19 protein-coding genes and 1 riboswitch are annotated in these 21,413 nt (G+C 74.8%); of the genes, 9 read left to right on the forward strand and 10 right to left on the reverse strand.

Features of this window, described 5'->3' with window-relative positions; all coding sequences use genetic code 11:
- Positions 1-39 precede the first annotated feature (39 nt).
- The 4 genes from ACF1BN_RS23745 to ACF1BN_RS23760 form a co-directional block, all read right to left on the reverse strand.
- Positions 40-411, reverse strand: coding sequence for a pyridoxamine 5'-phosphate oxidase family protein (locus ACF1BN_RS23745; protein WP_392333592.1), 372 nt, complete (start codon positions 409-411; stop codon positions 40-42).
- Between the two features lie 143 nt (positions 412-554).
- Positions 555-797 (reverse strand): hypothetical protein, encoded by a 243-nt coding sequence (locus ACF1BN_RS23750; protein ID WP_392333593.1) that lies wholly within the window; start codon positions 795-797, stop codon positions 555-557.
- An 18-nt stretch (positions 798-815) separates the two neighbouring features.
- Complete coding sequence (locus ACF1BN_RS23755) at positions 816-1,226, reverse strand: VOC family protein (protein WP_392333594.1); 411 nt, start codon at positions 1,224-1,226, stop codon at positions 816-818.
- A gap of 207 nt (positions 1,227-1,433) precedes the next feature.
- Positions 1,434-1,961, reverse strand: a complete 528-nt coding sequence (locus ACF1BN_RS23760) for a hypothetical protein (protein WP_392333595.1) — start codon at positions 1,959-1,961, stop codon at positions 1,434-1,436.
- 163 nt (positions 1,962-2,124) lie between these two features.
- On the opposite strand from ACF1BN_RS23760, the gene ACF1BN_RS23765 reads away from it, so the two are divergent.
- Complete coding sequence (locus tag ACF1BN_RS23765) at positions 2,125-2,802, forward strand: TetR/AcrR family transcriptional regulator (protein ID WP_392333596.1); 678 nt, start codon at positions 2,125-2,127, stop codon at positions 2,800-2,802.
- Here ACF1BN_RS23765 and ACF1BN_RS23770 read toward each other — a convergent pair.
- The gene (locus tag ACF1BN_RS23770) at positions 2,799-4,196 is read right to left on the reverse strand and encodes a hypothetical protein (protein ID WP_392333597.1); all 1,398 of its coding nucleotides are present in this window, start codon (positions 4,194-4,196) and stop codon (positions 2,799-2,801) included. The genes ACF1BN_RS23765 and ACF1BN_RS23770 overlap by 4 nt on opposite strands.
- A gap of 137 nt (positions 4,197-4,333) precedes the next feature.
- Here ACF1BN_RS23770 and ACF1BN_RS23775 point away from each other — a divergent pair, with 137 nt between their 5' ends.
- On the forward strand, positions 4,334-5,329 hold the full coding sequence (locus tag ACF1BN_RS23775) for a D-2-hydroxyacid dehydrogenase family protein (RefSeq protein WP_392333598.1): 996 nt from the start codon (positions 4,334-4,336) through the stop codon (positions 5,327-5,329).
- Between the two features lie 168 nt (positions 5,330-5,497).
- Here ACF1BN_RS23775 and ACF1BN_RS23780 read toward each other — a convergent pair whose 3' ends face one another.
- Together ACF1BN_RS23780 and ACF1BN_RS23785 are read right to left on the reverse strand one after the other, a co-directional pair.
- Positions 5,498-5,854: a GntR family transcriptional regulator gene (locus ACF1BN_RS23780; RefSeq protein WP_392333599.1), complete on the reverse strand. Its 357-nt coding sequence runs from the start codon at positions 5,852-5,854 to the stop codon at positions 5,498-5,500.
- A gap of 2 nt (positions 5,855-5,856) precedes the next feature.
- Entirely contained in the window at positions 5,857-6,822 is a 966-nt protein-coding gene (locus ACF1BN_RS23785) for a DUF1648 domain-containing protein (RefSeq protein ID WP_392333600.1), read from the reverse strand.
- A 173-nt stretch (positions 6,823-6,995) separates the two neighbouring features.
- Here ACF1BN_RS23785 and ACF1BN_RS23790 point away from each other — a divergent pair, with 173 nt between their 5' ends.
- Together ACF1BN_RS23790 and ACF1BN_RS23795 are read left to right on the forward strand one after the other, a co-directional pair.
- On the forward strand, positions 6,996-7,976 hold the full coding sequence (locus tag ACF1BN_RS23790) for a S8 family peptidase (RefSeq protein WP_392333601.1): 981 nt from the start codon (positions 6,996-6,998) through the stop codon (positions 7,974-7,976).
- A 211-nt stretch (positions 7,977-8,187) separates the two neighbouring features.
- Positions 8,188-9,789, forward strand: a complete 1,602-nt coding sequence (locus tag ACF1BN_RS23795) for an ABC-F family ATP-binding cassette domain-containing protein (protein WP_392333602.1) — start codon at positions 8,188-8,190, stop codon at positions 9,787-9,789.
- On the opposite strand, the gene cobN is transcribed toward ACF1BN_RS23795, so the two are convergent.
- On the reverse strand, positions 9,786-13,409 hold the full coding sequence (gene cobN, locus ACF1BN_RS23800; protein WP_392333603.1) for a cobaltochelatase subunit CobN: 3,624 nt from the start codon (positions 13,407-13,409) through the stop codon (positions 9,786-9,788). The two genes, ACF1BN_RS23795 and cobN, sit on opposite strands and share 4 nt — an antisense overlap.
- A 39-nt stretch (positions 13,410-13,448) precedes the next feature.
- Positions 13,449-13,584, reverse strand: a riboswitch (cobalamin riboswitch).
- A gap of 79 nt (positions 13,585-13,663) precedes the next feature.
- On the opposite strand from cobN, the gene ACF1BN_RS23805 reads away from it, so the two are divergent.
- From ACF1BN_RS23805 to ACF1BN_RS23815, 3 genes are read left to right on the forward strand one after another with little or no spacing between them, the layout of a single operon-like run.
- Positions 13,664-14,914: a cobalamin biosynthesis protein CobG gene (locus ACF1BN_RS23805; RefSeq protein WP_392333615.1), complete on the forward strand. Its 1,251-nt coding sequence runs from the start codon at positions 13,664-13,666 to the stop codon at positions 14,912-14,914.
- Positions 14,915-14,916: 2 nt separating this feature from the next.
- Positions 14,917-15,552: a precorrin-8X methylmutase gene (locus tag ACF1BN_RS23810; RefSeq protein WP_392333604.1), complete on the forward strand. Its 636-nt coding sequence runs from the start codon at positions 14,917-14,919 to the stop codon at positions 15,550-15,552.
- Positions 15,553-15,581: 29 nt separating this feature from the next.
- The gene (locus tag ACF1BN_RS23815) at positions 15,582-17,066 is read left to right on the forward strand and encodes a precorrin-2 C(20)-methyltransferase (protein WP_392333616.1); all 1,485 of its coding nucleotides are present in this window, start codon (positions 15,582-15,584) and stop codon (positions 17,064-17,066) included.
- Positions 17,067-17,189: 123 nt separating this feature from the next.
- On the opposite strand, the gene ACF1BN_RS23820 is transcribed toward ACF1BN_RS23815, so the two are convergent.
- Both ACF1BN_RS23820 and ACF1BN_RS23825 read right to left on the reverse strand, forming a co-directional pair.
- Positions 17,190-18,737 carry a serine hydrolase gene (locus ACF1BN_RS23820; protein ID WP_392333605.1) on the reverse strand — a complete coding sequence of 516 codons (1,548 nt, stop codon included), beginning with the start codon at positions 18,735-18,737 and terminating at the stop codon, positions 17,190-17,192.
- A gap of 44 nt (positions 18,738-18,781) precedes the next feature.
- On the reverse strand, positions 18,782-19,513 hold the full coding sequence (locus ACF1BN_RS23825) for a cobalt-precorrin-6A reductase (RefSeq protein WP_392333606.1): 732 nt from the start codon (positions 19,511-19,513) through the stop codon (positions 18,782-18,784).
- A gap of 12 nt (positions 19,514-19,525) precedes the next feature.
- Between ACF1BN_RS23825 and ACF1BN_RS23830 the strand changes: the two genes are divergently transcribed.
- Both ACF1BN_RS23830 and ACF1BN_RS23835 read left to right on the forward strand, forming a co-directional pair.
- On the forward strand, positions 19,526-20,647 hold the full coding sequence (locus ACF1BN_RS23830) for a cobalt-precorrin-5B (C(1))-methyltransferase (protein WP_392333607.1): 1,122 nt from the start codon (positions 19,526-19,528) through the stop codon (positions 20,645-20,647).
- 101 nt (positions 20,648-20,748) lie between these two features.
- Positions 20,749-21,324, forward strand: a complete 576-nt coding sequence (locus ACF1BN_RS23835) for a GNAT family N-acetyltransferase (protein WP_392333608.1) — start codon at positions 20,749-20,751, stop codon at positions 21,322-21,324.
- The last annotated feature ends 89 nt before the right edge of the window (positions 21,325-21,413 follow it).

Here is a 21,413-nt window from a genome sequence, read left to right on the forward strand (position 1 = left end):
CCTTCCCGGTGCTTCTCCGAAACTGACCGGACGGGCGGCTCAGGCGAGCCAGGCTCCGTCGCGCATCAGGGTGCGGCCGTCGAGTTCGTCGGCCTCGCGCCAGGCGTGCACGCGACGGGGCGTGATCAGGAAGTACTGGTACGGCCGGGCCAGTTCGCGCGGATCGAAACCGGTCTTCGCGGCGAAGGCGTCGCCGGTGCCGGCGGGGAGGTCGGCGAGGTCCACGGGCTCGGCGGTGCCGTCGATCATCACGACGTCGCGGGTCGGGCCGAGGGCGAGCCGGACGCTCGCGTCGGCGAGCAGGTTGCGGGCGGTGCGGGAGGCGCGCGGGGTGGAGACGAGGACGCGGGCGCCGTCCCAGAGGAAGGAGAGCGGGATCAGATGGCCCCGGGTGGCGACCCACAGGTCCACGTCCGTTTTTAGGCGGGCCAGGGTGTCCTTCAGCCGTTCCTCGCGGGTCCTCGGCCCCGGACCCCCGGCCCCCGGTGCGGACGCGGACGTGGACGCAGACGTGGATGTGGACGCAGACGTGGATGTGGATGTGGACGCGGTGGTCATGCGGTTCTCCCCCGGGTGGCGCGGAGCGTGGTGACGAAGGCGTGCGGAGTGGTGCCGTACGCCCGGGTGAACGTGCGGTGCAGGGTCTCCGCGGTGAGGCCCGCCGCCCTGGCCAGGGCCGGTACGTCGAGCGGGCGGGTGTACTCGCGGTCGATGCGGTCGCGGACCCTGCGCAGGTCCTTCAGCGCCCGGAGGCGTACCGCCTCGGTACGGGCCGCGGCCCAGGCCGGCTGGCACATGTCGGTCCCCCCTGGGGTTCAGCCGAGTTCCTGGACGCGGATCAGGTTGCCGGCCGGGTCCCGGAAGGCGCAGTCACGGACGCCGTAGGGCTGGCGGGTCGGTTCCTGGACGACCTCGGTGCCGCCGGCGGAGACCTTCTCGAAGACGGCGTCGAGGTCGGGAGTGGCGAGGAGGATCCAGCCGTACGTGCCCTTGGCCATCATCTCGGTGATGGTGCGACGCTCGTCCTCGGTGATGCCCGGGTCGACGGCCGGCGGTGCGAGGAGGATCGAGGTGCCGGGCTGTCCGGCGGGGCCGACGGTGATCCAGCGCATCCTGCCCTGGCCGACGTCGCCGCGGACCTCGAAGCCGAGGACGTCGCGGAAGAAGGCGAGGGAGGCGTCGGGGTCCTCGTGCGGGAGGACGGTGGTGTGGATGGTGATGTCCATGCGGATCACGGTAGTTGGCGGGGTACGGGGCCGCTTCTCGAATCCTGACCGAGGACCGGCCGAGGGCTGGGCGAAGGCCGACCGAGGGCTGGGCGAGGGGCTGACCGAGGGCCGGTGGAAGGCTGACCGAGGGCCGGCGGAGGGCCGGCCGGGGCGTGCGGGCAGCACTGGAGGGCGGCGGTGGAGGGCGGCGGTGGCAGGCGGCGGTCAGACCAGAGTGACCGCTGTGACGGCGAGAGCGGATCCGGCGAAGACGAACGCGTGCCGCACGTTCTGCAGCGTGCGGGTCCAGGCCGGGAAGGCGCCCTCGGCGGCCTTGAGGAAGGCGGGGACGTCGATCCGGACCAGCCCGGGGTCGCCCTTGCGGCGGAACGCGGCGGTGACGGACTTCGCGGCGCCGAGCTGGCTGTGCAGGATCGCGAGGTTCGCGAGGAAGGCGATCGAGGAGAAGACCCAGGTCAGCGTGGTGCCCCAGGAGTTGCCCGTCAGGTGGAGCGCGGCGACGGCGAGGTTGACGGCGGCGAAGGACCCGGGGGCCCACCACTCGTGGCCGCTCGCGTCGAAGCGGAGGCCGTTCTCGTCCAGGACCTCGGGGCGGACGCCCTGCCGCCTCAGTTCGGTGACGGCGGCGGCCTTGGCGGCGGGGCCGAAGCGGTGGCGCAGGAGGGGGATGCTCAGGAAGGCGAGGGCGACGGCGATCTGGGCGACGGCGGCGATGACGGCGGGCGTGTTCACAGGGTGTCCTCGTTCTCTGGTCCAGGACCGCTTGCACTTAGTTCAAGTGGTGACACCGGAACCATAGAGGCGGACTTGAACTAAGTGCAAGCCCTTGTGCGGACTCGGCGCCGCACCGTTTGAACTAAGTGCAGGTCCCTTCCGGGTGACCTATCGTGACCCCATGCCCCGCCCCGCCCTCACCCGCGACCAGATCGTCACCACCGCCGTCGAACTCCTCGACGAGGACGGTCTGGAAGGACTCAACATGCGCGCCCTCGGGCAGCGCCTGAACTCCGCCGCCACCGCCGTCTACTGGCACGTCAAGAACAAGGACGACCTGGTCGCCCTCGCCGGCGACCGCGTCTGGGCCGAGATCCGGCTGCCCGACCTCGCCGCCGTCGACTGGCGCACCGCCGCCACCGCGATGGCCGACGACCTGCACGCCGTCCTCACCCGCCACCCGTGGCTCGTGCAGGCCCTCAGCACGTACCTCTTCCACGGCGAGGCCAAGGCCCGGCACGACGACCACAGCCTCGCCGTCTACGAGGCGGCGGGCTTCACCGGCGGCGCGGCCGACCGGGCCGCCGCCGCCGTGTTCACGTACGTCCTCGGCAACGCCTCCGGCGCCTCCGCCACCGCCGTCCTCACCCGCCGGATCCAGCGGGAGGGCCGCGACCCCGAGGAGGTCTTCGCCGCGACGATGAAGGAGGCCGCCGCGGCCGCCGCCGGACTCCCCCGCCTCATGAGCCGCGTCGAGGCCATGGACACGGCCGCCGCCGCGTACGCCGAGGCGCCCGACGACACCTTCGCGTTCGGGCTCTCGGCGCTCCTCGACGGCCTCGCCGCGCGGCTCCCCTAGACCTTGCCCTCCGCGCCGGTCCCCGCTCCCCCGCCGGCGTCCCCGCCGATCCCCGCTCCCCCGCCCGGGTCCCCACCGGCGTCGCCGCCCGCGCCGGTCCTCCCGTCCGTGCCCGGTTCCCCCTCGCCCTCCCCCAGGAAGTCCGTCACCGCCAGGGCGAAGAGAAGGGCCAGGGCCAGGCCGACCACGACCCAGCCGGTCGGGTGCGGCCACAGGACGAAGGCGAGCGCGGCGCCCGCCACCAGGATCCACACGATCCAGGTGCGGAAGCGGCGGACGAAGCCGCCGACCGGGCCCAGTCGCATCCCCGCGCGGTCCGCCGTCGAGCGGGTGGCGGCGATGCCCGAGTGCCACAGTCCGCGGACGAGGACGGCCGGGCGGCTCGGCCCGGACAGCCAGGCGGCCAGCGCGACGAGGACGCCGAGGACCGCGCAGACCCGGACCGAGGTGCGCAGGAAGCGCACGAGGGTGTCGTAGACCGAGCCGGCCGCCGCCGGGGAGACCGAGGCGGGCAGGGCGTTGAGGTAGACGGTACGGAAGACGGTGAGGGCGATCCCGAGGACGAGGGCCGCCAGCGCGAAGCCCAGGGCCGCGGCGACCAGCGCCCGCCGTCTGCGCACGGCCAGCAGGACGCCGCCGGCCACGCACAGCACCGCGATCACCGGCAGCCACAGGCCCAGCGACTGGAGCAGCGCGAAACCGGTCTTCGCCTTCCCGATGTCGTCGGAGCGCAGGACCGTGAAGTCGGTGTGGATCTCGGGGATGTTGGAGGCGACCGTGAGACCGCCGTCGACGAGACGTTCCTTCACCCGCTCGATGACCGGCGCCAGGTCGATCGTCACGCTGTCCGTCTCGATCTTCACCGCCCCGTCCTCGTCGCCGGTCAGGGCCCGGTCGAGGGAGGTGTGGATGGCCCGGTTGGCGTCGGTCCAGATCGTCTCGAAGGCCGGGGAGGCGACGACGTCCTGCGCCCGGTCGTGGACGAAGCTGGAGAGCGCGCTCTCCAGCGAGCCGCCGAGCTTCCCGAGCGCCTTCTCGACCAGCGGCCGCTCGTCGGGGGCCACGCCTTCGAGGAGCGCCGGGAGGTCGATGTGCTCCATCACGGCGCCGGTCACCCGGTTCGCGACCGCCGCCTGTACGTCCGGGTCGGAGGCGAGCGGGGTCACCGTCTGCACGTACCGGTCGGTGTCGCCGAGGAGGTCCGCGGTCCAGGCGGCGACCAGGCCGAGCGGCACGAGCACACAGCCGAGGACCACGAGGAGCCCGGAGAAGAAGGAGCGGAGGCGGTGGTGCTCCCGCCGGGGCGGGGCTCCGGCGGACGTCGCCTCCAGCGCCGCCACCCGGGCCCGCAAAGCGGTCAGTTCGTCGTCGGTCCCGCCGGCTGGTGCTCCCATGGGGCCAATGTGGGGGCGGGGCGGGGGGTCCGCGCGCCGGGCGGGTCCGGACAGGTGATCCCCCGGGTCGTCGTGCGAGGGCGTCACGCTGTTCCCGGGGGTCGTCGTACCCGATCACGGTGGGCGATCATGCCCGTATGACGCCGACCCCTGCCCCTGCACCCGACCGGCTGCCGCGCTGTGCCGTGCTCGACGACTACCAGGGCGCCGCCCTGGCGTCCGCCGACTGGAGTCCGCTGCACGGGCGGGTGGAGGTGCGGGTGCTGCGCGAGCACCTGACGGACCCGGACGCGCTCGTCGCCGCCGTCGGCGACTGCGAGATCCTGGTGGTCATGCGGGAGCGGACGCCGCTCGGCGCCGCCCTGCTCGACCGGCTCCCCCGGCTGCGGCTGGTCGTCACCTCGGGGATGCGGAACGCCTCGATCGACCTGGCGGCCTGCCGGGAGCGCGGGATCACCGTCTGCGGCACGGCCAGCGGCTCCGAGCCGCCCGCGGAGCTCACCTGGGCGCTGATCCTGGGGCTCGTCCGGCATGTCACGACCGAGGCGCGGGCGGTGCGCGAGGGCGGCCCCTGGCAGTCGACGGTCGGCGGCGACCTGGCCGGCCGCACCCTGGGCCTGCTGGGCCTGGGGAAGATCGGTGCCCGGGTCGCCGCCGTCGGCCGCGCCTTCGGCATGGACGTCCTCGCCTGGAGCCCGAACCTGACGGAGGAGCGGGTCGCCGCGCACGGCGGGGGCGTCCGGCTGGCGAAGGACAAGGCCGAGCTGTTCGCCGGGAGCGACGTCGTCTCGCTGCACCTGGTGCTCTCCGACCGCACCCGCGCCATCGTCGGCGAGCCGGAGCTGCGGGCGATGCGTCCGGGCGCGTATCTGGTGAACACCTCACGGGCGGGGCTCGTCGACGGTACGGCGCTGCTGCGGGCGCTGCGCGAGCGCTGGATCGCCGGGGCGGGGCTCGACGTGTACGAGACCGAGCCGCTGCCGGCCGGCGACCCGCTGCGTACCCTCCCCCATGTGCTCGCCCTCCCCCACCTCGGGTACGTCTCCGAGGCGAACTACGCCCGCTACTTCGGGCAGGCGGTCGAGGACGTGGAGGCGTACCTGGCGGGTGCGCCGGTCCGCGTCCTGGAGTGACGGAGGAGCCCGGAAGGATCCGGAAGGGGCGGCCTGGCGGAGTCCCGCGGTCCGCGTCCTGGAGTAGCGGGTGAGCCCGGACGGAGCCGGAGGGGACGGCCTGGCGGAGTCCCGCGGTCCGCGTCCTGGAGCAGCCGGGGAGCCCGGAAGGATCCGGAGGGGACGGCCCTAGCGGAGTCCCGCGCGGGCCAGGTCCAGGAACTCCTCCTCGGTGAGGCCCAGTTCGCGGGCCTCTGCGGCGGCCTCGCGGAGCCGGGTGAGGAGGCGGGCGCGGTCGGGGGCGGTGGCGCCGGGGACGATGAGGGCGCCGCGGCCGCGCCGGAGTTCGATGAGGCCCTCCTCGCGGAGCCGCTGGTAGCCGCGGAGGACGGTGTGGACGTTGACGCCGAGGGAGTCGGCGAGTTCCCGGGCGGCCGGGAGCCGCTCGCCGGGCACGGCGGTGCCGTCGGCGAGGGCGCCCCGGACGCAGGCGGCGATCTGGTCGCCGAGCGGGACGGAGGAGGCGGGGTCGACACGGAAGAGCACGGTCAGAGCCTTCCACGGCGTTCGACGAGGGTGTTGAGGAGGGCGGCGGCGGTCCGGGCGTCGGGCACGGTGACGGCGAACTCGCGGCCGTTCCCCCGCCGGACCACGAGGGCCTCGCCGGAGCGGAGGATCACTCCGGTGCGGTGGGCGCGGACCCGGTAGCCCCAGCCGCCGAACTCGCGGAGGGCGGCGACCTCGCGGGTGTCGGCTGCGGTGATGTCGGCGAGCGGCAGGTGGACGCGGGGGCGGGGGGCGAGCGTCGAGCGGACGGTGAGGCCGTGCCGGTCGACGTTGACCCGGACGCGGGCGAGGGCCAGGCCGGGGAGGCCGATGAGGACGCCGAGCAGGAGCAGCGGCCAGGGGCCGAGGAGCGCGGCGACGGCGCCGCCGCCGACGAGGAGCAGGCCGAGCGCGGTGAGCGGGGCGGAGGCGGTGGCGCGGGACCAGCCGGCCACCTCGCCGGCGCCGAGGTCGAGCCGGGGCGCCTCCGGGTCGGGGCGGCCGGGACCGGCGGACTCCTCCTCGGGGACGAGCCGGGAGAGGGCGTGTCCCGCGAGGGCGAGGACGGCTCCGGCGCCGGCCGCGACGGCGAGGTGGGAGAGCGGCGAGACGACCCGGGCGGGGTCGGCCGCGTCGAGGTTGTCGCCGACGACGAGGCAGAGCAGCGTGCCGAGCAGACCGGCGGTCAGCCAGGCGCCCCACAGGGCGTTCCGCTGGGCGAAGACGGCCCAGCCGGCGCCGAGGAGGAGCAGCAGCGCCGTACCGACGAGGGCGAAGGCGGTCCGGCCGGTGTAGCCGTCGGCCTGTCCTCCGGTGGAGAAGTGGGTGGCGAGCGGGTCGGGCAGCCGGTCGGACCAGACGGTGTGGAGCAGCAGGTAGGCGGCGACGGCGAGCAGGAACGGGAGCGCGGCGAGCGCGCGGAGCCTGGCCGGTACGCGGAGTGCGGCGGCGGACGGAGCAGTGGTCATGAAAACCTCCCTTGTTTGCACTCTACTAGAACAATGCGCTCAGTCGACAGCCCTCGGGCGCGGCCCGCCCCGGATGCGGACCCGAACGGCCGGTTGTTGAATGGGGCAAATTAGTGACAAATACCTAGACACGAACACAACTGCTGACGTATGCCGTCGATTGGGGAGTCTTCATGCGCCGTCGGTCCGCCGCCGCCCTCGCCGCCCTCACCACCCTCACCGCCGCGCTCGCCACCGGCTGCGGCAGCGACGACGAGCCCGACCCCCTGCGGGGCCAGCAGTGGGCCATCGACGCGCTGAAGCTGCCCGACGCCTGGGGCACGGCGAAGGGCGAGGACACGGTCATCGCCGTCGTCGACTCCGGTGTGGACCCCGGCCATCCGGACCTCAAGGGCCGGCTCGTGGACGGCTACGACTTCGTGGACGGCGACGACGACCCGAAGGACCTCAACGGGCATGGCACCCATGTCGCCGGCATCGCCGCCGCCCACACCGACAACGGCGTGGGGATCGCGGGCGGCGCGCGCGGCGCCAGGATCATGCCGGTACGGGTGCTGGGCGCCGACGGCAGCGGCAGCGACGCGAACATCACCAAGGGAATCGTCTGGGCCGCGCAGAACGGCGCCGACGTCATCAACCTCTCCCTCGGGGAGTCCGGCCTGATGGCCCGGCTGCTCAAGGGCGGCGTGCTCAACGACGCGATCTCGGTGGCCAACGGCAAGGGGGCGGTCGTGGTCGCCGCGGCCGGCAACGACTCGACCCTGCTCCAGCCCTACGAGGTGGACACCCCGGTCCTCGTCGTCAACGCCGCCGACCGGAACGGGCAGCCGGCCGGATTCACCAACTTCGGCGCGCGCGACGCGGTGGCGGCGCCCGGCGTGGACATCCTCTCCACCCTGCCGACCTACACGGCGAAGGAGACCCTGAAGAACACCACGGGGTACGGGAAGCTCTCCGGCACCTCGATGGCCTCGCCGTACGTCTCCGCCGTCGCCGCCCTCCTGCACCAGCAGGGCCTGAGCCCGGCCGAGATCATGCGGACGATCCGCGACACCGCCGTCAACCCGGCGAACGACCTGAAGCTCGGCCTCGGCAACGTGGACGCGTCCGCCGCCGTGCAGGCGGCGGGCAAGGCGACGGCCGGCGAGAAGTAGCCCCGGAGGAAGGGGCGTCGGGGTCGGCGGGCGCGGCGTTGCGCCCTCTCGCTCCGAGCCTCCCACCCACCCCACCCATCCATCCTCACAACGAGACGAGACGATCCGTCTTGTCAAATCGCCCGCCGTGCCGTACGGTCGGACCATCGAGAGCGCGAGACGGAACGTCTCGCCGATCGTGCCGACGTCCCCCACGGTCAGGAGACCGCCCTTGTTCCGTGCACAACTCACCGAGGTCACCAAGCGCCACGACGACCGGTACGTCCACCACCGGACCGTCCTCGACCGCGTCTCCCTCACCGTCCGTCCCGGCGAGCGCCTCGGCGTCGTCGGTGACAACGGCTCCGGGAAGTCCACCCTGCTCCGGCTCCTCGCCGGCCTGGAGAGCGCCGACAACGGCACCGTGGCCGTCGACGCCCCCGGCGGCCTCGGTCATCTCGCCCAGACCCTCGACCTCCCCGCGACCGCGACCGTCGGCGACGCCGTCGACCACGCGCTGGCGGAGATCCGGGAGCTGGAGCGGGAGATCCGGGAGGCGGAGGCCGCCCTCACCCCGGCCGGCCTCGACCGGTACGCCGCCCTGCTCGCGGCCCACGAGGCGCGCGGCGGCGCCGGGGCCGAGCGCCGCGTGGCGACCGTGCTCCGCCGGCTCGGCGAGACCGCGCCGCTCGACCGGGGCCGGCCGCTGGGCACGCTCTCCGGCGGGCAGCGGGCCCGGCTCGCGCTGGCCGGAGTCCTCGCCGCCGACCCCGAACTGCTGCTGCTCGACGAGCCGACCAACGACCTCGACGACGAGGCCGTGGCCTGGCTGGAGGAGCGGCTCCGCGGCCACCGGGGCACCGTCGTGGCCGTCTCCCACGACCGCGTCTTCCTCGACCGGGTCGCCACCTCCGTCCTGGAGGTCGACGAGGACCGGCACACACTGCGCCGCTACGGCGACGGCTACGCCGGCTACCTCGCCGGGCGCGCCGCCGAGCGGGCCCGCCGGGTCAGGGAGCACGAGGAGTGGAAGGACGAGCTGGCCCGCCACCGGACCCTCGCGGACAGCAACATCGACCGCTTCTCGGCCATCCCGCGCAAGGCCCCCGCCGCCTTCAGCGGCGCCGGTGCCTTCCGGGCCCGGTCACGGGCGCACGGGGCGATGAGCAGGATCCGCGCCGCGCGCGAGCGGCTGGCCCGGCTCACCGAGCACCCGGTGCCGCCGCCGCCCGAGCCGCTGCGCTTCCGCGCGGACCTGGCGGAGGCGGGCGAGGGCGCGGCCGTGGAGCTGACCGGGGCCGGGGTCGAGGGGCGCCTCGCGCCGGTCACCCTGCGCCTGGAGCCGGGCGAGCGGCTGCTCGTCACCGGGCCCAACGGCGCGGGGAAGACGACCCTCCTCAGGGTCCTGGCGGGTGAACTCGCCCCGGACGCGGGCACCGTGCGGGCGCCGCGCCGGACCGGGCTGCTCCGGCAGGACACGGCGTCGCCCACCGACCCCCGTACGGTCGGCGAGGCCTTCGGCGAGGGCCGCGAGGACGAGCTGCTCTCCCTGGGGCTCTTCGCCGCACGGGACCTGAGCACCCCGGTGCGCCTGCTGTCGGTGGGCCAGCGCCGCAAGCTGGAGCTGGCCCGGCTCGTGACGGCGCCGGCGGACCTGATCCTCCTCGACGAGCCGACCAACCACCTGGCCCCGGGTCTCGTGGAGGAGATCGAGGCCGCGCTCGCCGGCTACCGGGGCACGCTGGTGATCGTCAGTCACGACCGCAGGCTCCGGCGGGGCTTCGCGGGCCGGCGCCTCGAACTGGCCCCGGCCCGGGCCCTGGCCAGGATCTAGTCCTCGCCCTCGGTTCCTTCGAGGTCGCCCTCCGTCTCCAGGAACACCTGGCGCAGGGCGGCCAGGGTCTCCGGGTCCGGCTTCTCCCACATGCCGCGCGACTCGGCCTCCAGGAGGCGTTCCGCGATGCCGTGCAGGGCCCAGGGGTTGGCCTCCTTCAGGAAGGCCTGGTTCGTCTCGTCGAGGACGTACTCCTGGGTGAGCCTGTCGTACATCCAGTCGGCGACGACGCCGGTCGTGGCGTCGTAGCCGAAGAGGTAGTCGACGGTCGCGGCCAGCTCGAAGGCGCCCTTGTAGCCGTGGCGGCGCATCGCCTCGATCCAGCGCGGGTTGACCACCCGGGCGCGGAAGACCCGGGAGGTCTCCTCCACCAGGGTCCGGGTGCGGACGGTCTCCGGGCGGGTCGAGTCGCCGATGTACGCCTCGGGGGCGGTGCCGCGCAGCGCGCGGACGGTCGCGACCATGCCGCCGTGGTACTGGAAGTAGTCGTCCGAGTCGGCGATGTCGTGCTCGCGGGTGTCGGTGTTCTTCGCCGCCACCGCGATCCGCTTGTACGCGGTCTCCATCTCGTCGCGCGCCGGGCGGCCCTCGAGCCCCCGGCCGTAGGCGTACCCGCCCCACACCGTGTAGACCTCGGCGAGGTCGGCGTCGGTGCGCCAGTCCCGCGAGTCGATCAGCTGGAGGATGCCGGCGCCGTAGGTGCCGGGCCGGGAGCCGAAGATGCGGGTGGTGGCCCGGCGTTCGTCGCCGTGCTCGGCGAGGTCGGCCTGGGCGTGGGCGTGGACGTGGTTGGACTCGGCGGGCTCGTCGAGGCCCGCGACCAGCCGGACGGCGTCGTCGAGGAGGCCGATGACGTGCGGGAAGGCGTCCCGGAAGAAGCCGGAGATGCGCAGGGTGACGTCGATGCGCGGGCGGCCCAGCTCCTCCAGGGGGATGGGCTCCAGGCCGTTGACGCGGCGGGACGCCTCGTCCCACAGCGGGCGGACGCCGAGCAGGGCCAGCGCCTCGGCGACGTCGTCGCCGGCGGTGCGCATGGCGCTGGTGCCCCACAGGGAGAGGCCGACCGAGGTGGGCCACTCGCCGTTGTCGGTGCGGTACCGCTCCAGGAGGGAGTCGGCGAGCGCCTGGCCGGTCTCCCAGGCGAGCCGGGACGGCACGGCCTTCGGGTCGACGGAGTAGAAGTTCCGGCCGGTCGGCAGCACGTTGACCAGGCCGCGCAGCGGGGAGCCGGACGGGCCGGCCGGGACGAAGCCGCCGTTCAGGGCGTGCACGGCGTGGCCCAGTTCGTCGGTGGTGGCGGCGAGGCGCGGCACGACCTGCTCACAGGCGAAGCGCAGCACGTCCCGGACCTCCTGGCCGTACGCGGCGGCGACCTCCGCGACCGCGTCCGCCGACCAGCCGGCGGCCTCCATCGCCTCGACCAGCGCGCGGGCCTTGGCCTCCGCCTCGTCGGCGCCGGTGCGGGTCGCGGCGGACTCGTCCAGGCCGAGGGCCTCGCGCAGACCGGGCAGGGCCTGCGTGCCGCCCCAGATCTGGCGGGCGCGGAGGATGGAGAGGACCAGGTTGACCCGGGCCTCGCCCTCCGGGGCGCCGCCGAGGACGTGCAGGCCGTCGCGGATCTGGGCGTCCTTGACCTCGCACAGCCAGCCGTCGACGTGCAGCAGGAAGTCGTCGAAGCCGTCGTCGTCGGGCCGCTCCGCCATGCCGAGGTCGTGGTCGAGCTTGGCGGCCTGGATCAGGGTCCAGATCTGGGCGCGGATCGCGGGCAGCTTCGCCGGGTCCATGGAGGAGATCTGCGCGTACTCGTCGAGCAGCTGCTCCAGGCGCGCGATGTCGCCGTACGAGTCGGCGCGGGCCATCGGCGGGACGAGGTGGTCGACGAGGGTGGCGTGGACGCGCCGCTTGGCCTGGGTGCCCTCGCCCGGGTCGTTGACGAGGAAGGGGTAGACGAGCGGCAGGTCGCCGAGGGCCGCGTCGGGGCCGCAGGCGGCGGAGAGGCCGGCGTTCTTGCCGGGCAGCCACTCCAGGTTGCCGTGCTTGCCGAGGTGGACCATGGCGTCGGCGCCGAAGCCGCCGTCCTCGGCGCGGGCCGCGATCCAGCGGTAGGCGGCGAGGTAGTGGTGCGACGGCGGGAGGTCCGGGTCGTGGTAGATCGCGATCGGGTTCTCGCCGAAGCCGCGCGGCGGCTGGATGAGGACGAGCAGGTTCCCGCGGCGCAGGGCGGCGAGGACGATGTCGCCCTCCGGGTTACGGGAGCGGTCGAGGAACATCTCGCCGGGGGCCGGGCCCCAGTGCTCCTCGACCTGCTCGCGCAGCTCGGCCGGGAGTTCGGCGTACCAGCGCCGGTAGTCCGCGGCCGGGATGCGGACCGGGTTCCTCGCCAGCTGCTCCTCGGTGAGCCACTCCTGGTCGTGGCCGCCGGCCTCGATCAGGGCGTAGATCAGCTCGTCGCCGTCGCCGGAGACGAGGCCGGGCAGGTCGGCCTCGGGGCCGAAGTCGTACCCCTCGGCGATCAGCCGGCGCAGCAGGGCGACGGCGGAGGCGGGGGTGTCGAGGCCGACGGCGTTGCCGATGCGGGAGTGCTTGGTGGGGTACGCGGAGAGGACGAGCGCCAGCTTCTTCTCGGCGTTCGGGATGTGCCGCAGGCGGGCGTGGCGGACGGCGATGCCGGCCACGCGGGCGGCCCGCTCGGCGTCGGCGACGTAGGCGGGCAGGCCGTCGGCGTCGATCTCCTTGAAGGAGAAGGGGACGGTGATGAGGCGGCCGTCGAACTCGGGGACGGCGACCTGGCTGGCCGAGTCCAGCGGCGACAGGCCCTCGTCGTTCTCCTCCCAGGCGGCGCGGGAGCCGGTGAGGCAGAGCGCCTGGAGCACCGGCACGTCGAGCGAGGCGAGCGCGCCCGCGTCCCAGGCCTCCTCGTCGCCGCCGGCCTGGGCGGCGGCCGGCTTGGTGCCGCCGGCGGCGAGGACGGTGGTGACGACGGCGTCGGCACCGCGCAGGACGGCGAGCAGCTCCTCCTCGGGGGCGCGCAGGGAGGCCACGTACAGCGGGAGGGGGCGGGCCCCGGCGTCCTCTATCGCGTCGCAGAGGGCGCCGACGAAGGCGGTGTTGCCGCTCATGTGGTGGGCGCGGTAGTAGAGCACGGCGATCGTCGGGCCGGGCGCGTCCTTCGCGGCGCGCTCCAGCGGGCCCCAGGTGGGGGCGGCGGCCGGGGACTCGAAGCCGTGGCCGGTGAGGAGCACGGTGTCGGAGAGGAAGCGGGCCAGCTGCTCCAGATTGGCGGGGCCGCCGTGGGCGAGGTAGGCGTGCGCCTCGGTGGCGACGCCGATCGGCACGGTGGAGGCGGCCATCAGCTGGGCGTCGGGGGCCTGTTCGCCGCTGAGGACGACGACCGGCTTTCCGGTGGCGAGGACGGCGTCGAGGCCCTCCTGCCAGGAGCGGACGCCGCCGAGGAGGCGGACGACGACGAGCTCGGCGCCGTCGAGGAGACCGGGGAGGTCGCCGAGCGGGAGCCGGGAGGGGTTGGCGAAGCGGTACGCGACCGGGCCCTCGGGCGCGGCGGCGTTCGCCGCTCGGGCGCTGAGCAGGTCGGTGTCGGAGTGCGACAGCAGCAGGAGCATGGCGAGCTCAGGCCTTCCTCGGGGTTGTCCGCGCCCCGGGTGGTCGTATGGACGGCGGGGGAGTTCCTGACTCACCCGGGCCGTCGCCGGCTCGGGCTCACAGTGGCGGGACCGCGCCGGATTCTCACCGGGCTTCCTCCCCGGGGTCCTGGGACCCCATGCCGCTCTGCATAGTAGATCGTGAGGTCGGCGGGCCGGAGAGGGCCGGGGAGTCGGCCGGATCACACTCGGTGGCCGCCCGGTTTCCCGTGGGTATGCTCGCCGCCATGCCGCCGACCCCGCCCAGCCCGCCCGAAGCGGGCGAACCTCGCATACGGGACCGAGGCGACGCGTGCCCGGGGGCGCTCCGGCTGCACGCCGCCGCCGACGGTTTCCTCGCCCGACTCCGACTCCCCGCAGGACGTTTGACGAGGCATCAGCTCTCGATCCTGGCCGACGCGGCCGAGGAGCTCGGCGACGGCAGCCTCTCCGTCACCTCGCGCGGCAACGCCGAGCTGCGCGGGCTGGCCGAGGGCTGCGGCGGCCGGCTCGCCGCGCTCCTCGACGACGCGGGACTGCTGCCCTCCCCCACCCACGAGCGGGTCCGGAACATCGTCGCCTCCCCGGCCTCGGGACTCGACGGACTCGGCCACGCCGACGTGCAGTTGTGGGCCCGGGACCTGGACGCGGCGCTCTGCGCGGAGCCCCGCGCGGCGGCCCTCTCCGGCCGCTTCCTCCTCGTCCTCGACGACGGACGCGGCGACGTCACCGGCCTCGGCGGCGATGTGACCTTGGTCGCAGGCCCGGGCGGCGCCGCGCTCCTCGCGGCCGGCTCCCGCGCCTTCCGGCTGACCGCCGCCGACGCCGTGCCCGCCGCGCTCGCCTGCGCCCTCGCCTTCCTCGACGCCGCCGAAGCGGCCGGCACCGGCGCGTGGCGCCCGCGCGAGCTCCCGCCCGGGCACCTCCCGGACTGGGCCGGCGCCCTGGCCCGCGCGGGGATCACCGCGGAGCCCGTACCCCTCTTCGTTCCCCCGTCGGCGCCGCCGCCCGCCCCCGGCCCGCTCGGTGACCGCGCCCTGCACGTCCTCGCCCCCCTCGGCCGGCTGACCGCCGACGCACTGCGGGCGCTCGGCGAGGGCGCGGACGAGGTGCGGCTCACCCCGTGGCGCGGCGTCGTCGTGGTCCTGGCCGCCCCGGAGGCGGGATCCGGCCGGCTCGCCGCGCTCGCCGCCCTCGGCCTGATCACCGACCCCGCCGACCCGGGCACCGGCGTCACCGCCTGCACCGGGACGCCCGGCTGCGCCAAGTCCCTCGCCGACGTGCGGGCGGACGCGGCGCGCGCGCCCGGCGGGCCGCTGCCCGTGCACTACTCCGGCTGCGAGCGCCGCTGCGGACACCCGCACGGCCCGCGGATCGAGGTCACGGCCCGGGACTCCGACACCTATCTGCTGGACGGCGCGCCCGTCCCCCGTACCGCCCTGGCCCAGGCCGTCGCGGCGGCCCGTACCCGATCGATGGAGAGCTGAGGATGTACGAGTACGAGAAAGACGGCGCCGAGATCTACCGCCGTTCCTTCGCCACGATCCGCGCCGAGGCGGACCTCGCCGCCCTGCCCGCCGACGTCGCCACGGTCGTCGTCCGCATGATCCACGCCTGCGGCATGACCGACCTCGTCCGGGACATCGCGTACTCCCCCGCGGTCGTCTCCCGCGCCCGCGCCGCCCTCCAGGCCGGCGCCCCCATCCTCTGCGACGCCCAGATGGTCGCCTCCGGCGTCACCCGCAAGCGGCTGCCCGCCGACAACGAGGTGCTCTGCGCGCTCTCCGACCCGGCCGTCCCCGCGCTCGCCGCCGAGCTGGGCACCACCCGCTCCGCCGCCGCCCTCGAACTCTGGCGGGACCGCCTCGAAGGCTCCGTCGTCGCCATCGGCAACGCCCCCACCGCCCTCTTCCACCTCCTGGAGATGATCGCGAAGGGCGCGCCGAAGCCCGCCGCCGTCATCGGCATCCCCGTCGGCTTCATCGGCGCCGCCGAGTCCAAGGACGCCCTCGCCGCCAACGACCTCGGCCTCGACCACCTCGTGGTCCGCGGCCGGCGCGGCGGCAGCGCCATCACCGCCGCCGCCCTCAACGCCCTCGCGCACGAACCGGAGATCCAGCAGTGACCGATGTGAAGGGCCAGGGGAAGGACCACGTGAAGGGCAAGCTGTACGGGGTCGGCCTCGGCCCCGGCGACCCGGACCTCCTCACCCTCGCCGCCGTGAAGGCCATCGCCGGGGCAGACGTCGTCGCCTACCACTCGGCCCGGCACGGGCGCTCGATAGCGCGCTCCATCGCCGCGCCCCACCTGCGCGAGGACCACGTCGAGGAGCGGCTGATGTACCCGCTCACCGTCGAGACCACCGACCACCCCGGCGGCTACCGGGGCGCCCTCGACGACTTCTACGAGGAGGCCGCGGCCCGGCTCGCCGCCCACCTCGACGCGGGCCGCACGGTCGCCGTCCTCGCCGAGGGCGACCCGCTCTTCTACGGCTCCTACCAGCACATGCACAAGCGGCTCGCGCACCGCTACGACACCACCGTCATCCCCGGCGTCACCTCCGTCAGCGCCGCCGCCGCCCGCCTCGGCGAGCCGCTGTGCGAAGCCGAGGAGGTCCTGACGATCGTCCCCGGCACCCTCCCCGAGGACGAGCTGACGGCCCGGCTCGCCGGCACCGACTCGGCCGTCGTCATGAAGCTCGGCCGCACCTTCCCCGCCGTGCGGCGCGCCCTGGAGCGGGCGGGCCGGCTGGACGACGCCCGGTACGTGGAGCGGGCCTTCATGGCGGGCGAGCGGACCGAGCGCCTCGCCGACGTCGCCCCGGAGTCCGTCCCCTACTTCTCCGTCGCCGTCCTCCCCTCCCGTATCGACCGCGAGAACCCGGTCCGCGAGCGGGGCGAGGTCACCGTCGTCGGCACCGGACCGGCCGGCGCGCCCTGGCTGACCCCCGAGTCGCGCGGCGCGCTCGTCAACGCCGACGTGCTCGTCGGCTACACCACCTACCTCGACCGGGTCCCGGTGCTCCGCCCCGGCCAGATCCGGCACGGCTCCGACAACAAGGTCGAGTCCGAGCGGGCCGAGTTCGCCCTCGACCTGGCCCGGCGCGGCCACAAGGTCGCGGTCGTCTCCGGCGGCGACCCGGGCGTCTTCGCCATGGCCACCGCCGTCCTGGAGGTCGCCTGCGAGCCGCAGTACGCGGACGTCTCCGTACGGGTCCTCCCCGGGGTGACCGCCGCCAACGCCGCCGCCGCGGCGGCCGGCGCGCCCCTCGGCCACGACTACGCGACGATCTCGCTCTCCGACCGGCTCAAGCCCTGGGAGGTGATCGCGGCCCGCCTCCGCGCCGCCGCCGAGGCCGACCTCGTCCTCGCCCTGTACAACCCCGGCTCCCGCTCCCGCACCCACCAGGTGGCCGCCGCCCGCGACCTCCTCCTGGAGCTCCGCTCCCCCGACACCCCGGTCGTCGTCGCCCGCGACGTCGGCGGCCCCGAGCAGTCGGTGCGCGTGGTCACCCTGAAGACCCTGGAACCCTCCGAGGTCGACATGCGGACCCTGCTGCTCATCGGCTCCTCGCAGACGAGGGCGGTCGAACGCGGCGACGGACGCACGATCGCCTGGACACCGCGCCGGTACGGCTGACGGGGCGGCGGTACGGCCGACGGGCCGACGGCACGGCTGACGGGCGACGCCGCCCCCGGGTGAAGGCGCCACCCGCGGGTCTCCTCGCGGGTGAAGGCGCCACCCCTGGGTCTCCTCGCGGGTCTACTCGCGGGTGAAGGTGCCGAGTCCCTCGCCGTCCAGGTACTCGACGGTGAAGGACTTCCCGTCCTCGGCGAAGGTGACGCCGGTGCGGCCGACGGCGTTCTCACCGCGGGTCTCGAAGCTGAAGACGTCGCCGTCGTAGTGGGTGAGGCGGTACGACTGGGGCTCCGGCCCCAGCCGGAGGACCAGGCCGCCGTCCTCCTCCACCACCCGCGCGCGGCCGTAGTAGTCGCTGCGGTAGGTGCCCGTGTAGGCGTCCGCGTCCCGCGCGGGCGCGGCGCCGGACGGCGGGCGGGCGTAGTCGGTGTCCGAGCGGCCCTCGTCCTCCTGCTGCTGGTAGATCGCGTCGACCAGCGGGATCCAGTCCCGGCTGACCTTCCCGGTCTCCGCGATGTCGAAGAAGTCGAGCGCGACGGCGTCGGCGACGCCGACCGGGGAGGTGTTGGTGAGGACGACGATGCCGAGCTGCTCGCCGGGCAGCATCGTCACGTTGGTGTGCGCGCCCTCCGCGAAGGCGCCCGTGTGGGAGAGCCGGAGCCGTCCGGCGTCGTCGTAGCTCACGTTCCAGCCCAGGCCGTAGAAGCCGGTGCGGGCGGCCGGGGCGCTCGGCGGGTTCGAGACCGCCTCGGGCCAGTGGGTGCGCTCCAGGGCGTCGGCGGCGACGATCCGCTCGCCGTCGAGCTCGCCGTTCGCGAGCTGGAGGCGCAGCCAGACCGCCATGTCGCGGGCGGTGGAGCTGACCCCGCCGGCCGGGGACTGCGCGTCCGGGTCACGGACGAACTCCGCCTTCCACGCGTCACCGTCCTTCACATGGCCCCAGGCCCGGTCCTCCGCCTGCTCGAAGTCCTCGAAGCGGGAGCTGGTCGCGTCCATGCCGGCCGGTTCGTAGAGGACGTCCTCGGCGAGCTTCTCCCACGGCACGCCCTTCTCGTCGGCGACGGCCTGCGCGGCCGCCGTCAGGCCGAAGTTGGTGTACGCGTAGCTCGCGCGGAACGGTGCCAGGGGCTCGTACCGCAGGTGGGAGAGGATGTACTCGCGGTCGTAGCCGAGGTCTTCGAGCAGGTCGCCGGCGTGGTCCGGCAGCCCGCTGCGGTGTGAGAAGAGGTCCGCGACGGTCACGTGCCCGGTGACCCACGGGTCCTTGAGGCGGAAGCCCGGCACGTGCGGCGCGACCGGCCGCGACCAGCCCTCGACGCCGACGGCTCCGGCGACGACCGTGGAGGCGATCGGCTTCGAGACGGAGGCCAGCTGGAAGACGGTGTCGGCGTCGACGGCGGCGCTCTCGCCCGCCTTCCGCACCCCGTACCCCTTCAGGTGCAGCACCTTCCCGTCGTGGACGACGGCGACGGCGACGCCCGGCACCCCGGTGCGCTCCATCGCCGCCTCGACCACCCCGTCGAGGCGGTCCACGGCCCGGCGCACGTCGGCGGTGTCGAGCTCGGGCGGGGGCTGGTTCGGCGGAGGCGTGGGAGTCGGGCCCGGGGTCGGCGCGGTGGCTCCGAGGAGCGCCGCCAGCCCCGCCGCGACAAGCCAGCGAACGGTAGCCATGCCTCCCATTGAACGCCGGGCGGGGAGGTCTGTCGCGGCGGAGGCTAGCCGCCGTGCCGCTCGGCCACCCAGGCCGCCGCCTCCTGGGGGGAGGCCACCGTGACCACGCCCTCCGGGACGGGCGGCCGGCGGACGACCACCACCGGGACGCCCGCCTCGCGGGCGGCGGTGAGCTTCGGGGCGGTCGCGGCGCCGCCGGAGTCCTTCGTCACCAGGACGTCGATCCGGTGGCGGGCGATCAGTCCGCGCTCGCCGTCGAGGGTGAACGGCCCCCGGTCGAGGAGGACTTCGGTCCGTGCCGGCATCGGCGCGTCGGGCGCGTCCACCGACCGCACCAGGAACCACTCCGGGCGCTCCGCGAAGACGGCGAGCCCCAGCCTGCCGGTGGTGAGGAACACCCGCCCGAAGCCGTCCAGAGCCCGGGCCGCCTCCTCCAGGGATCCCACGTCACGCCAGTCGTCGCCCGGCCCCGGGACCCAGCCGGGCCGGCGCAGCGCCAGCAGGGGAACATGGGCGGTGGCGGCCGCCCGGGCCGCGTTGAAGCTGATCCGCTCGGCGAAGGGATGGGTGGCGTCGATGACCGCGTCCACGGCGTGCTCCCGCACCCACGCCGCGAGCCCGTCCGGCCCGCCGAACCCGCCGATCCGGACCTCGCCGGCCGGCAGCCGGGGCTCCGCCACCCGCCCGGCGAGGGAGCTGGTCACCCTCGTCCCCGGGTGCAGCAGCCCGGCCAGGGCGCGGGCCTCGGTCGTCCCTCCGAGAATGAGCACGTGCATAGGAGCCTCTTCGTGAGTACCGGCGGGCGCGAGGCCCAACTCAAGCACACCGGTCTGCGGCCCGGCTGGACGACCGGTGCCTGTGCGACGGCCGCGACGACCGCCGCGTACACCGCGCTGCTCACCGGCGACTTCCCGGACCCGGTGACGATCACCCTGCCCAAGGGCCAGACGCCGTCCTTCGCCCTGACGGCGGAAGCGCTGGCCGGGGACTCGGCCATGGCCGGCGTGGTGAAGGACGCGGGCGACGACCCGGACGTCACGCACGGCGCGGTGATCCGCTCGACGGTACGCCTCCTGCCGCCCGGCTCCGGCGTCGTCTTCCGCGCGGGCGAGGGCGTCGGCACGGTCACCCTCCCCGGTCTGCCGCTGGAGGTCGGGGAGCCGGCGATCAACCCGGTGCCGCGCCGGCTGATGAGCGAGCACGTGGCGGAGGTCGCGGCGGCGCACGGCGCCCCCGGGGACGTCGAGATCACGATCTCCGTCGACCACGGCGCCGAGATCGCCCGCTCCACCTGGAACCTCCGCATCGGCATCCTCGGCGGCCTGTCGATCCTCGGCACGACCGGCGTCGTCGTCCCGTACTCCTGCTCGGCCTGGATCGACTCCATCCGCCGGGGCGTGGACGTGGCCCGCGCCGGCGGCCTCACCCACGTCGCCGGCTGTACGGGCTCCACCTCCGAGCGCACGGTCACCGGGCTCTACGACCTCCCGGAGATCGCCCTCCTCGACATGGGCGACTTCGCGGGCGCGGTCCTCAAGTACGTCCGCCGCCACCCGGTCGACCGCCTGACGATCTGCGGCGGCTTCGCCAAGCTCTCCAAGCTCGCCGCCGGCCACCTGGACCTCCACTCGGCCCGCTCCCAGGTCGACAAGGACTTCCTCGCCGAACTGGCCCGCACGGCCGGCGCGTCCGACGCCCTCTCGGCGGAGATCACCGCCGCCAACACCGGCCTGGCCGCCCTCCGCCTCTGCGAGGCGGCCGCCGTCCCCCTGGGCGACGCCGTCGCCGCCCGCGCCCGCGACGAGGCCCTCACCGTCCTGCGCGGCGCCCCGGTGACGGTCGACGTCATCGCCATCGACCGCGCGGGGGTCGTGGTGGGCCGGTCCTCCCCGAAGGGCCCGGGGGCGTAGACCGGGCGACAGCCGGCACCGCCTGGTCCCGCCCGGTGCGCTCCCTCCCTGCCCAGGGAAAAGGCCACGACAGCCGGTCGCCCCCGCTGGAGAATCGCCGGATGGCCGACTTCTCGCGCAAACCCACGCTGACCGGTGACCTCGTCACGCTCCGTCCCGTCACGGAGGACGACGTGCCCGCGCTGTCGTCGATGTTCGGGGACGCGGAGGTCGCCCGGCTGACCGGCAGCCACGCTCGCTTCGACGAGGCCGCGCTGCGGGAGTGGTACGGCTCGCGGGGCGGGACCGACGACCGACTGGATCTCGCCGTGGTGGAGCGGGCGACGGGGCGGGTCGTCGGGGAGGCCGTGCTCAACGAGTGGGACGCCGACAACGAGAGCTGCGCCTTCCGGATCGCCTTCGTGCCGGCCGCTGTCGGGCGGGGGCTCGGGACGGAGGCGACCGGGCTGATCGTCGGGCACGCCTTCGAGGGGCTGGGGCTGTACCGGGTGTGGCTGGAGGTGTACGCGTTCAACCCGCGCGCCCGCCGCGCCTACGAGAAGGCCGGCTTCACGGCGGAGGGCGTGCTGCGCGGGGCGCTGCTGTGGGAGGGGGAGCGGGTGGACGCGACGGTGATGTCGGTGCTGGCGCCGGAGTGGGCGGGCCGGACCCGGCGAGAATTGTCAGACAGGTTCTAGTAGTGCTTTGTTAGGTGGTGTCGTAGGGCTGCCATGGGACGGTCTGTCGGCAGGTGGGGCAGGTGCCGGTCCAGGTGGCGATGAGGTGT

Origin of the sequence: Streptomyces sp. NPDC014861 (genome assembly GCF_043081625.1) — a bacterium.
Classification (GTDB): domain Bacteria; phylum Actinomycetota; class Actinomycetes; order Streptomycetales; family Streptomycetaceae; genus Streptomyces.